The organism is Ligilactobacillus salitolerans (genome assembly GCF_003864415.1).
Lineage (GTDB): Bacteria > Bacillota > Bacilli > Lactobacillales > Lactobacillaceae > Ligilactobacillus > Ligilactobacillus salitolerans.
Genome location: NZ_BFFP01000002.1, coordinates 92,330 through 104,544, shown reverse-complemented (window position 1 = coordinate 104,544; position 12,215 = coordinate 92,330). Strand labels below are relative to the sequence as shown.

12 protein-coding genes are annotated in these 12,215 nt (G+C 44.5%); 10 read left to right on the top strand and 2 right to left on the bottom strand.

The features are described from left to right. Window positions 1-23: 23 nt before the first annotated feature. A complete protein-coding gene (locus LFYK43_RS01215) occupies window positions 24-1,367 on the bottom strand; it encodes a TrkH family potassium uptake protein (protein WP_124974611.1) in 1,344 nt (447 codons plus the stop codon). 158 nt (window positions 1,368-1,525) lie between these two features. Between LFYK43_RS01215 and LFYK43_RS01210 the strand changes: the two genes are divergently transcribed. The 3 genes from LFYK43_RS01210 (at window position 1,526) to LFYK43_RS01200 (ending at window position 4,150) form a co-directional block, all read left to right on the top strand. After that, a complete protein-coding gene (locus LFYK43_RS01210; protein WP_124974609.1) occupies window positions 1,526-2,278 on the top strand; it encodes a DeoR/GlpR family DNA-binding transcription regulator in 753 nt (250 codons plus the stop codon). Window positions 2,279-2,296: 18 nt separating this feature from the next. Then, window positions 2,297-2,869: an SOS response-associated peptidase gene (locus tag LFYK43_RS01205; protein ID WP_124974607.1), complete on the top strand. Its 573-nt coding sequence runs from the start codon at window positions 2,297-2,299 to the stop codon at window positions 2,867-2,869. Between the two features lie 120 nt (window positions 2,870-2,989). Further along, window positions 2,990-4,150: a CynX/NimT family MFS transporter gene (locus LFYK43_RS01200; protein ID WP_229717866.1), complete on the top strand. Its 1,161-nt coding sequence runs from the start codon at window positions 2,990-2,992 to the stop codon at window positions 4,148-4,150. A 222-nt stretch (window positions 4,151-4,372) separates the two neighbouring features. Here the strand turns inward: LFYK43_RS01200 and msrB are convergent, their stop codons facing one another. Continuing rightward, window positions 4,373-4,813 (bottom strand): peptide-methionine (R)-S-oxide reductase MsrB, encoded by a 441-nt coding sequence (msrB, locus tag LFYK43_RS01195; protein WP_124974605.1) that lies wholly within the window; start codon window positions 4,811-4,813, stop codon window positions 4,373-4,375. Window positions 4,814-5,105: 292 nt separating this feature from the next. On the opposite strand from msrB, the gene LFYK43_RS01190 reads away from it, so the two are divergent. The 7 genes from LFYK43_RS01190 (at window position 5,106) to LFYK43_RS01160 (ending at window position 12,037) form a co-directional block, all read left to right on the top strand. Beyond that, the gene (locus tag LFYK43_RS01190; RefSeq protein WP_229717873.1) at window positions 5,106-5,501 is read left to right on the top strand and encodes a GntR family transcriptional regulator; all 396 of its coding nucleotides are present in this window, start codon (window positions 5,106-5,108) and stop codon (window positions 5,499-5,501) included. Next, window positions 5,464-6,186, top strand: a complete 723-nt coding sequence (locus LFYK43_RS01185; protein WP_124974601.1) for an ATP-binding cassette domain-containing protein — start codon at window positions 5,464-5,466, stop codon at window positions 6,184-6,186. Before LFYK43_RS01190 ends, LFYK43_RS01185 begins: the two co-directional genes overlap by 38 nt. Then, window positions 6,173-6,952 carry a hypothetical protein gene (locus tag LFYK43_RS01180; protein WP_229717859.1) on the top strand — a complete coding sequence of 260 codons (780 nt, stop codon included), beginning with the start codon at window positions 6,173-6,175 and terminating at the stop codon, window positions 6,950-6,952. The genes LFYK43_RS01185 and LFYK43_RS01180 overlap by 14 nt, the downstream gene beginning before the upstream one ends. 277 nt (window positions 6,953-7,229) lie before the next feature. Then, window positions 7,230-8,255 (top strand): BMP family lipoprotein, encoded by a 1,026-nt coding sequence (locus LFYK43_RS01175; RefSeq protein WP_124974599.1) that lies wholly within the window; start codon window positions 7,230-7,232, stop codon window positions 8,253-8,255. A gap of 196 nt (window positions 8,256-8,451) precedes the next feature. Continuing rightward, the gene (locus LFYK43_RS01170; protein WP_124974597.1) at window positions 8,452-9,990 is read left to right on the top strand and encodes an ABC transporter ATP-binding protein; all 1,539 of its coding nucleotides are present in this window, start codon (window positions 8,452-8,454) and stop codon (window positions 9,988-9,990) included. Beyond that, a complete protein-coding gene (locus LFYK43_RS01165; RefSeq protein WP_124974595.1) occupies window positions 9,987-11,078 on the top strand; it encodes an ABC transporter permease in 1,092 nt (363 codons plus the stop codon). Before LFYK43_RS01170 ends, LFYK43_RS01165 begins: the two co-directional genes overlap by 4 nt. Then, window positions 11,078-12,037: an ABC transporter permease gene (locus LFYK43_RS01160; RefSeq protein ID WP_124974594.1), complete on the top strand. Its 960-nt coding sequence runs from the start codon at window positions 11,078-11,080 to the stop codon at window positions 12,035-12,037. The genes LFYK43_RS01165 and LFYK43_RS01160 overlap by 1 nt, the downstream gene beginning before the upstream one ends. Window positions 12,038-12,215: the final 178 nt, after the last annotated feature.

The window sequence follows — 12,215 nt, the reverse complement described above, 5'->3', positions numbered from 1 at the left end:
GACAACTCCTTTTTGATTGTTTCCTAACCGATCAGTACACTTTCTTCTGGATACCTAATGTCTGCTTGGTGGCTATGGGCGTTGAGGACAGTGTACATCACGTTGAAAATTCCGACCCTGCCGATGAACATCATCAGCATGATAATAATTTTGCCAAGCAAGGTCAAATGTTCTGTTAGTCCCAAGCTGATCCCAGTCGTTCCAAAGGCAGCGAGAACTTCAAAAATAATGTATTCAAGGCCCATTTTCTTGGTCAACGGCTGCGTCATGCATAAAAAGAAAGTTGCAGCAGCGACGATCGTTAAGCCTACGACGACCAAGGTCAGCGCGCGATAAATATTTTCACGCGGAAAACGGCGGTTGCTGAAGACGACGTCATGCTGACCGCGCAATGTCGCCCAGGTCTGGATCGCTAAGAGCCCGATTGTGGTACTTTTGATCCCGCCAGCAGTCGAACCGGGAGTGCCCCCAATGAACATCAAGAGCATCGTTAAAAAGATCCCTGCTAGCGACAGGTTAGTGTAATCAAAGGTGGTCAAACCTGCCGTTCTAGGTGTAACTCCCATAAAAATCGTGTTGACAACTTTGTGAAAAGTAGATGCACCTGGTGTGATGTTGGCGAATCCGCTTTCAGTAAACCAATACAAGATAATACTCAAAGTTGTGATCACTGCTCCAGTTCGCAAAGAAAGTTTGGTGTGCAGGGAAAGATGATGCCTTTTAGGATAAGTTAACAGGTCCCGCCACACCAAAAAGCCGACAGAACCGCTTAAGATCAGTAACCCCAGGACAGTTAAAACATAGGTATTATTTTGAAAATCGCTGATGCTGTTGTCAAACAAAGAAAAACCAGCATTACAAAAGGCTGAGACTGAATGGAAGACACTGTACCAAAGACCTTTTAGCCAGCCGTATTTTGGATAAAAGTCAAAAAATAACAGCAATGCACCCAGCCCCTGGATCCCGAGTGACAGATTCACGATCAATTTGACCAAGCGGATCTGGGAAAGATGCTGCAGGTTCAACGATTCTTGTGCGAGCAGCTGAGTTGAAAGACGTAACTTCCGCCGGGCAGTAGTAAACATTAAGACCATGAAAGTCATGAAACCTAAGCCGCCGATCTCACTTAACATCATGATCACGAATTGCCCAAAAAAAGACCAATAGGTGGCGGTATGAACTAAGGTCAATCCAGTTACACAGGTTGCACTGGTCGATGTAAAAAGAGCAGTAATAAACGATGATTCGACCCCATCAACCGTGGCGATCGGAAGTGTCAACAGTGCTGCTCCGATTAAAATGACCGCCACGAACCCGATCGTCAAGCTTGATGACAGTGTGAAGTGACGGTTAGCGAATGTGAACAAGAAAAAACCTCCCTTGCTTTATCGCTTTGATTATACACTTTTGCCATTTAATTTGAAATAAGGCGGTTCGAGAAGGCTGAAACGAGCAGACTCTAAGGGATGAACTTGCGATTTTGCTGGACATATATGTTAGAATGTTGGCATGGAGGTTGAGTTTTATGACAACAAAACGAATTGATCAGCTGCTCAACATTGTGAATCAGAAGCAAAAAATTGCTGTCAAAGATTTAAGCGAGATGTTAAATGTTTCAAAGGTCACTGTGCGTAAGGACTTGTCCGAACTGGAAGCCAAGGGGCTCTTGGTCAGAAAACACGGCTTTGCGATCATTAATAACCCGAGTAAACTGAATTATCGTCTCGCCCAGAACTATGAGATCAAGCAAAAGATTGCCCTTGCGGCAAGTGAGCTGATCAATGAACAGGAAACGATCATGGTAGAGTCCGGGTCGACGTGTGCTTTACTCGTGCAAGAATTAGGCAAGCAGGGTAAGCATGTGACTGTAATTACTAATTCGTACTTTATTGCAGACTTTGTGTCTGAATATTCTAATATTGAGGTTTTCGTGTTGGGCGGCAAATATCAGCCTGAATCAGAGGTGGTAGTTGGCCCGATTGCTAAAGATGTTTTGAAAAACTTTCAGGTAGGGCGGCTCTTTATTGGCATGGATGGTTTCGATGAGCGCAACGGCTTTTACGGGCGGGACATCATGCGTGCTGATATTGTGCAGGCGATGGCCCAGAATGCCCAACAGTTGATCATTTTGAGCGACTCAACTAAATTTAGCCAGTTTAGTCTGGTCAAATTAGCTTCCTTTGAGGAAACAGACCAGATCATCACTGACCAGCAGATCCCAGACACCGTCAAAAAAATCTTAGAAGAGCAGCAAATTATTGTCCAAGAGGTTGACTAAAGTTAGCGGGGTGAAAGCATGTGCGGACGTTATCTGTTTGAACCTGAAAAAAGTCCAGAAATTGCCCGGATCTATGATCTAGCTGATCAGGCGGGGTTTGCGCCCAAAGTCGGTGAAGTTTTTCCTGGTGATCAGACAGCAGTGATCGTAGCGGGGGCAAGACAAGTCCAAGTCGTTGCGATGGAATGGGGTTTCCCTGGTTTTAGCCAAGGCCAACGGCTGATCAATGCGCGTGCCGAAACGGTGCAGGATAAGCGGATGTTTGCGCAGAGCTTTGCTGCGATGCGCTGCGTTTATCCAACGACCGGTTTTTTTGAGTGGACCAAGCAAAAGGAAAAAGTCTGGTTCAATTATCAAACCAAAGCACAGCCGCTTTATCTAGCCGGCTTTTACGGCCAATTTTCCGGTCAAGACCGGAGTATTATTTTGACGACCCAGCCTAACCAAGCTGTGGCGGCAGTTCATGATCGGATGCCGTTGCTTTTGGAAAAAAAGCAGATCAACCGTTGGATCTATGACCATGACTTTGCCAGACAGTTCTTGACGGCAGCAATGCCTGATCTGGTGGGGCAGAGGTGGGTAGAAAATTAGCAGAAAGCAAGGCTTTGACCCGCTGGCAGTAGAGCAGGTCAATTATTTTGACCAAAATTAAGAGAGCAATTCAAAAAACAGGGCAAGATTCTGTTTTTTTTGAGGAGAAAGGAAATTGATGTGAGAAAACAGGGAAAAATCTTGATCATAGGGATCATTTTGTTTGCAGGCGTAATGAGGACACCGATCGGAATGGTGTCGCCGCTGTTAAGCAGCATTCAGCATAGTTTGGGAGTCCCAGCCGGCCTTCTAGGCAGTATTACAACCATTCCGCTTTTATGCTTTGCCTTCTTTTCACCCTTTGTCCCACAGTTAGGCAGAAAATACGGCAATGAATTAGTCATGTTTCTAGCAGTGTTAATTTTAGCAGTAGGTAATTATTTCCGCGTCTTTTCAACCGCCTGGCTTTTAGGGGGAACGATGCTGATCGGTCTTTCGATCGCAGTTTTAAATGTTTTGATGCCCGTCACGATCGCCCAGAAATATCCGCAACGGGTAGGGGTTATGACTAGTCTCTATACTTTTTCGATGACGCTGTTTAGCGCCTTGGCTTCGGGTCAGAGTGTGGTCATGGCTCAACGGTTCGGCTGGCAAAAAGCAATGCAAAGTATTTCACTTTTAGCTCTGATCGGGATGGTATTTTGGCTGCCGGCACTTAAAGGCATGCACCGGGCAAAGGCTGGCAAAAAAGGCGGCAGCTCGGTCTGGAAAGCACGTGGTGCCTGGTATCTTTCATTATTTATGGGCTTGCAGTCACTATTGTTTTATACAACCTTGACCTGGGTCCCATCGATCTTGGTAGCCCACGGTCTTTCACAGGGCGAGGCGAGCCAATTATTTGGATTGATGCAGCTGGCTTCGTTGGTCCCGAGCTATGTTGTTCCGATTTTAGCTTACCGTTTCAAACGTGTGCGGGGCATTATTTTGACAATGACGGTCAGCTTTTTAGCCGGAATTGGATTATTGATGGTTCCGACTGCCAGTTTCGGCTTAACTGTCGTGATAGTGATTGTTTTGGGGGCAGCTTCAAATATTGCTTTCAGCTTGACGATGGCATTATTTAGCCTCAAAACCTCGACACCTGAACAAACAGGAGACATTTCTGGGATGGCACAAGCAGTTGGTTACGTGCTTGCGGCGATCGGTCCCGTTAGTTTTGGCTACTTGCAGCACATCACCGGCTCTTGGACGCTGCCTTTGTCCATTTTACTGGTTGTGATCATAGTGTTGACCTTCTTTGGGCTGGCCGTGGATCAAAGAGAAACGATTTTTGATGATTAGGTACCGGCTGATGGATTTTCCTTGCCCCTCGTCACTATGAGCAATGATAAAATTATACATACCACGGTGACAGGTGGATGTTAATGCCATTAAGTGAGTGAGTAATCTGGCAAAACGATCCTACTAGCGCCAGATATCCCGTAGCTGAAAATTTATATCGAACAAAAAAGCCGCATTCCACAGTTGTTGGGGTGCGGTTTTGTATTCTTAGTTGATTTAAAATTAATGCGTTGTTTCAAAAAGTTCTTTGTATTGGCCATAACCGGCTTCTTCTAAGTCAGCCACCGGAATAAATTTTAAGGCAGCTGAGTTGATGCAATAACGTAAGCCGCCTTTTTCTGTGGGGCCGTCAGGAAAAACGTGGCCTAAGTGTGAATTAGCCTCCTTGCTGCGGACCTCAGTGCGGTGCATGAAGTGGGAAAAATCATTTTTTTCGTTTAAGTTTGCGCTTGAAAGAGGTTTGGTGAATGACGGCCAGCCGCAACCGGCGTCATATTTATCTAATGAAGAGAAGAGAGGTTCTCCACTCACGACGTCTACGTAGATCCCATCTTCATAAAAATCATCGTACTTGCCTGTGAAAGGTGCTTCGGTAGCGGCATGCTGGGTGACTTCATATTCTTCATCTGTTAATCTGTTTTTTAAATCGTCTTTTGTAGTCATAGGAAGCTCTCCTTTATTATTAGCCAGAATAAGGTCCAACAAAAAGTCAGCGGCAATTCTGTTCCCTAAGCTTATTGTCTACAACCTATTTCACTTAATTATTTGTGTTTTGCGTTCAAAGCGCAAGCAACTTGCTTGGTGAGTGAACGAAGGTTGACTTTCTTGTGTCGGTGTACTAGTGTAGTAGTACACCATTGTGAAGTGTGAAATACTAAATTTTAGTAGAATTTCAATTACTGGGGAGTATGTTTGTTTTACTGTTCTGTTTAAGGAGGGACAGCTGGTGAAATTCATGGATGATGTGCCGATTTATCGACAGATCGCTCAATTTCTTGCCCGCGAGATCATTAGCGGCAGGATCCAGCCCGGTGCTCAGCTGGCTTCAGTACGGCAGCTGGCATTACAATTTTCGGTCAACACTAACACAGTCCAGCGCGCTTTACGCGAGATGATCGCAAATAATATTTTGCAGTCGCGGCGTGGAACGGGAAATTTTGTTACACAGGACTTGGAAGTGATCGAGCGAATCAGGGAAAAAGCGATCCAGCAGAGTATTTTGGGCATGTATGATCAATTGCATGCCTTGAACATCAGTGATGAGGACATCAGAGAAAGATTGAATAAGTTTTTGGAGCAAAGGAGAGATGGAGATGGAGAACGCGCTCTCACTAAAGGGTGTCTCTTATAAACGTAATCGTCGTGTGATTTTAGCTAATATTAACCTAGATGTCGCTCAAGGAACAACACTTGGCCTGCTCGGCGAAAATGGTGCAGGTAAGACGACCTTGATGCGCAGTATTGCAGGGGTCGCTAAGGGTGCTAAAGGTACGATCACAGTCAAGGGACAGACAGGTACTATCGAACGTAAGGGGCTTGTTAGTTATACCGATAATTTGGATGGTTTTTCTCGCGGAGCCAAAGTGGCTGATATTATAGAATTTTACGCTTCGGTTTATCCAGATTTTGACCAGGATAAGTACCGAGAATTAAGCGACTTTCTCGATTTTGGAGATACCACGAAAAAAATTGGTGAGTTATCCAAAGGGATGAAAGAAAAATTTGTGATCAGCCTGACCTTAGCAAGGAAAGCGGCTGTCTATCTGCTGGATGAACCTTTTGAAGGAATTGACAGCATGACACGTAAAAAAATTATCAATAGCCTGATCCAGTGGAAAGCAGCAGAATCAGTTCTGGTGATCAGTGATCATTATGTCACCGAAATTGCCGGCCTGCTGGATGAAGTTGCGATCATTAAAGATGAAAAACTGATCGCGCATGAAAAAGCCGAAAAAATCAGAGAAAATGGAAACAGTATTGAAGACTACTATGAGGGACTGTATGAAAAGGGGGCTGCTGATAATGACAAGCTTTAGAAAAATCAACCGTGTTTTGCTGGCAGATAAAATTCAGACCTCTGTCTGGGTGATTGCTGCCTACCTAGCAGCAATCGTTCTTTCATTGATCCCCACAGCCTTTAATGGTGAGCTGTTTAGCAGTCATTGGAGCGGTTACGTGATGGCACGAGCTTTAAGCTGGTCCGGGCTTGCTTTGTTATTAGCCTTCATCTTCTTGACTCGTGCGAGTGAAAAGGTTTATACCACTAACAAATACCGCTTGATACCAGTCAGTGATACTAAGCTGTATGGAGCCAATCTTTTCAGCTCGTTTGTTGCCTTTATTTTGGTATTTTTGATCCCGATTATTTTTATGCTGTTATATTATCTTTTTAATGTGAAGACGGTTAATCGGATCGTGAATTCCAGTTTTGCGGGTCTCCAAGCAAATATCTGGCTGTTCTTACTTGGAATATTGTTGGTTGGGATTGCTGGCCTGTTGTTCTGGTGGACGACAGTCAGTTTGATCCACCTCCTGACCACGGCAATCTCACGGGCTTTGCCGGCTAATAACCAGAAGTTCTATAAAGCAGTGATCTATATTGTTTTGATTTATCTGGTTGTTTGGATGTTTGGCAAAGTTCAAAATTGGTTCTCGCAATTAGCATATTTGCAATACATGCTGGGGTCTTCGAGTATTTATACTCAGCCAATGTGGACTGCACTGCTGCTGTTTGTCTTGGCTGTTGTGATCTCTGTTGTCAATGTTCTCTTAATGAATAAGCAAGTTGAAACTAAACAGTAAACTTTTTTGACCTTGCCCATAAAGGGCGGGGTTTTTTTTTTGGACTTTAGGAGTGGTACCATCCAATTTTAGAAAGTGATAGTTCCAATAAAAACAATGGCTGACAAAAGTTCGCTTTTTATCTCTTGATAATTATGCAAGTTTTCTTGTTAGTTCGTACACGATTAAAAAGCGAACTTTATCTAGAAAAAGGCAAAAAATATATTGCTTTTGAGACGGAAACAGGTATACTTATTTAAGGAAAGAGCAACAAAACATTTTCTAAGGGGTGCACATAATGAAGAAGAAAGCAACTGCGCTTTTAGCCGCAACACTGATGTTAGGAACAGTTTTAGTAGGATGCGGGAATAAGAATTCCAGTTCCTCGAAAGGAACGAAACACACAGTTGCGTTAGTTACTGATGGCGGTGGGATCGATGATAAATCATTCAACCAGTCCGCTTGGAAAGGTATGAAAGCTTGGGGAAAACAGCATAAGTTAAGCAAGGGTGTTAACGGCTATAACTATGCTCAATCTAACTCTGATTCAGATTTTACACCAAACGTCAATAAGTTGATCAAAGCTAAGTATCAAACGATCTTTGGGATCGGCTACAAGTTGGCACCAGTTATCGATAAGTCAGCTAAGCAGAACCCTAAGACCAATTTTGCCATCATCGATGACGTTGTCAAAGGTCACAAAAATGTGGCTTCTGTAACATTTAAGACAGAACAGTCCTCATTCTTGGCTGGTGTTGCCGCTGCTAAGACAACTAAGACTAAAAAGGTTGGTTTCGTTGGCGGGATCAAGAGTGACGTCATTACGACCTTTGAAAAAGGTTATATCCAAGGTGTGCATGCCGTTGATCCTAGCATTAAGGTTGATGTGAAGTATGTTGGCTCATTTACTAAAGCTGATGTCGGCAACTCACTTGCATCTGCAATGTACAATAACGGTGAAGATGTGATCTTCCATGCAGCTGGCGGTTCAGGCTCTGGTGTTTTCACTGCCGCTAAAGACAAAGCTAAAAATAGCAACAAGGTTTGGGTCATTGGTGTTGATCAAGACCAAAAAGCCGATGGCAAGTACAAGGGCGGTAATGTTACTTTAGCTTCTGCAGTTAAGGAAGTCGGCAATTCTGTTAAAGACTTGTCCAACAAGGCTATGAAGGGTAACTTCCCTGGCGGTAAAGTTGTTACTTATTCTCTGAAGGATAAAGGTGTTGACTTAGTTAACGACAATATGTCAGCAGCTACGCAAAAAGCTGTGCAACAATATAAAGATAAAATCATCAATGGTGATCTTAAAGTTAAAGCGGAGTAAACTTTTAGCTGCCAGTTAGTTAACAGCTTGTCATTGCAAGAGGCAAGGATAGCTTGAGCAGCTTACGGCAGCGTAAGAGGTGAAGGATCGGATGACCGATCCTTCACTTTTTTTCTAAGTAATTTTCGGTTTCCATGCTAAAATTGAAGTAATACTTAGTTAAGCCGTTAAAAAATAATATATTAGGAGGCAAACAATGGCGGAAACAGTCGTTGAAATGAGACATATCACCAAGAAATTTGGCGAATTTAAGGCAAACGATGATATTTCGTTGAGCTTGCACAAGGGTGAGATCCTGGCCTTGTTGGGCGAAAACGGCGCCGGGAAATCAACTCTGATGGGAATGCTGTCAGGTTTGCTGGAAACAACTTCCGGGGAGATCTTGATCAATGGTAAAGAAGTCAAGATGAAAAATCCACGGGAGGCCAAGGATTATGGTATTGGGATGGTGCATCAGCATTTTATGCTGATCCCAGCTTTTACAGTCTTGGAAAATATCATCTTGGGAGATGAACCGATCAAAAAAGGTGTCCGGATCGACTATACCGGTGCAGCCAAAAGGATCAAGGAATTATCTGAGCGTTATCAATTGGACATTGATATTCATGCTAAAGTTCGGGATATCAGCGTTGGGATGCAGCAGCGGGTGGAGATCATGAAGGCTTTATACCGTGAAGCGAACATCTTTATCTTTGACGAACCAACTGCAGCCCTGACTCCACAGGAAATTAAGCAGTTGATGAAGATCTTCGGTGCCTTGGCAAAAGAAGGCAAATCAATCATTTTCATTACCCATAAGCTCAAGGAAATCAAGCAAGCAGCGGATCGCTGTGTTGTTATCCGGAGCGGCAAGGTGATCGATACGGTCAATGTTGCGGATACAAGAGAAGAAGCAATGGCAGAAATGATGGTCGGGCGTAAACTGCGTAATTCCGTTGAAAAGCAGGCGGTCGATCAAAGCAAGCTGGTCTTAGATGTTTCACATTTAAACGTGGAAAAGAAGGGGCAAGCGCGGGTCAAAAACTTGAGCCTGCAAGTTCATAGCGGTGAAATCGTTGGGATCGCCGGGATCGATGGCAACGGTCAATCAGAGTTGATCGAGGCTATTACCGGCATGCAAAAAATCAAGTCCGGGACAGTTCAAATCAAGGATAAAGATTATACCAATAAAGCAGTCCGGAAAATCACCGAAGCTGGCGTGGGCTATATCCCTGAAGATCGACAGACGGTGGGGTTGCAGTTGCCCTTGACTTTGGCTGAAAATCTTTCTTTGAAAAATTATTACCAGCAACCTGCCAACAAATATGGTGTGTTGAACTATCAATATATCAACGAACATGGTCAAAAGTTGATCAAGGACTACGATATTCGTTCCAGAAATGAATTAGAACCAGTTGGCTCACTGTCTGGCGGCAACCAGCAAAAAGTTGTCGTCGCGCGTGAAATCGCCAGTGATCCAGACTTGCTGATCGCGGCTAATCCGACTCGCGGGGTCGATGTTGGTGCGATCGAGTATATCCATGAAATGATCAACAATGAACGGAATTCGGGCAAAGCAGTGCTGCTGGTCAGCTTTGAGCTGGATGAGATCCTGAAATTATCAGACCGAATCGTTGTTATGCATGAGGGAGAGATCGTTGGTGAAATCGATCCGAAGGATACTTCTTCCCAGGAACTTGGCTTGATGATGGCTGGTAAAAAAGTTCAACCTAATGTACAGGAGGCAGCACAATGAAATTTAAAGTTAAATCATCTTGGGTAGTGCCTCTGGTCGCAATTATTGCCGGATTTGTTGTTGGTGCGATCATCATGCTGATTTTTGGCTACGATCCGATTCAAAACTACGGCAGTCTGCTGAGCGGGGCTTTTGGCGGTGTCTATTCGATCGGTGAAACCATGCGGAACATGACGCCGTTGATCCTGACGGCTCTTGGATTTTCGGTTGCCAGCAAAGCTGGTTTCTTTAACATCGGAGGCTCTGGTCAGTATCTGATGGGCTGGTTCGGCTCAGTGATCGTTGCTTTGCACTTTTCTAATTTGCCCGGCTGGCTATTGATCATTATTTCGATCTTGGCAGGTGCACTCTTAGGCGGTTTATGGTCAGGAATAGCCGGTGTCTTGCGGGCTTATTTTGGTACGAGTGAAGTTATTACCACGATCATGTTGAATTATATTTCTCTTTATTTTGTTAACTTCGCCGTCAAAGACTGGCTTGCTGGCAAGGGTGCTGATAGTTCGCCTAATATTCCGGCAAAAGCTAGTTTGCGCGGGAATTTCTTGGAAAATCTGACTGCTAATTCGACCTTGCACTGGGGCTTTTTAGTGGCAGTCTTGGTCTGTTTTGTAGTCTGGTTTTACTTTAACCGGATGAAGAGCGGATTTGAATTACGCAGTGTGGGTCTCAATGAACAAGCTTCAAAATATGCTGGGATGAATGTTAAGCAGACGATCATCGCTGCGATGCTGATTTCCGGTCTGTTAGCCGGCTTGGGCGGAGCGCTTGACGGCTTAGGCAACTTCCAGAATATTTCGGTTTCTAACTCGTTGCCGCAGGTTGGCTATGATGGGATGGCTGTCGCTTTGCTGGTGAATTACAGTCCGATCGGCATCATCTTCTCGGCGCTCTTATTCTCTGCTTTGCAGATCGGCGGAATGAGTATCTCTGTTTTCTCAGATACTCCAACAGAGATCGTCAGCATCGTGACAGCGGCAATTATTTTCTTTGTTGCTATCAAATATGTGATCGAACTGCTGATCAGCAAATACAATAAGAAACAGAAAAGTAAAAAAATGACGATCAAACAAGAGGGGAGCGGCGAATAATGAACTTAACTACAACATTGATGACGATTTTGTCAACGACTTTAGTCTATGCGGCTCCACTGATTTTTACTGCGCTTGGCGGAACCTTCTCCGAACGTAGTGGGATCGTCAACGTTGGCTTAGAAGGCATGATGATCGTAGGCGCGTTTAGCAGCAGTATTTTTAATTTGAGTTTTGACCGCATGTTCGGCGACGCAACGCCTTGGATCGCCCTCTTTGTCGGTGCGGCCTTCGGTTGCCTCTTCTCTGTGCTCCATGCGGTAGCTACGATCAGTTTCAGAGCGGATCACATTATTTCTGGGACCGTTTTGAACATGATGGCTCCTGCCTTGTGTGTCTTCTTGACGCGGATCTTTTATGACGGCAAGGGACAAACTCCAGAGCTTAATGATGGGTTGGGAACAACTACGATTGCGGGATTATCGAAAATTCCATTCTTAGGAAAAGTCATGTTTACCCAGACCTCTTTAGTTGCTTGGTTTGCGATCTTAGTTTCTGTGATCTGCTGGTACGTCTTGTACCGGACCGGTTTCGGACTGCGTTTGCGGTCTGTTGGTGAAAATCCAGCTGCTGCAGATACCTTGGGGATCAATGTTTACCAGTATCGTTACATGGGTGTTTTGATCTCTGGGTTCTTAGGGGGATTAGGCGGTGCCGTGATGGCTCAATCGATCACCCTTAGTTTCTCGATCTCCACGATCTCAGGTCAAGGCTTCATGTCGCTGGCTGCGATGATCTTTGGCAAGTGGAATCCGCTTGGAGCAATGGGCGCCGCGGTTTTCTTCGGTTTGGCACAAAGTTTACCGATCATCGGGGCTTACATTCCCGGCTTGGAAGGGATCAATTCGGTCTGGTTCCAAGTTGCCCCATACTTGATCACGATCGTTGTTTTGGTACTGTTTTTAGGTAAGTCGGTTGGACCGGCTGCCGATGGCGAGAATTACATTAAGAGTAAATAAAATATAGGGCTGCTCATTTGCAGTCCTGAGAAAGAGGAGCAATTCTGCGTCGACGTGGAATTGCTCCTTTTGCTTTATAATTCGCACGGATTCAGTTAGAATTAACATGTGAAACCCGACAAAATAATGATTAGGTCGGTAAAAGCTCGAGGTCGTTAGCTGGGCTTGATGTTTGGAA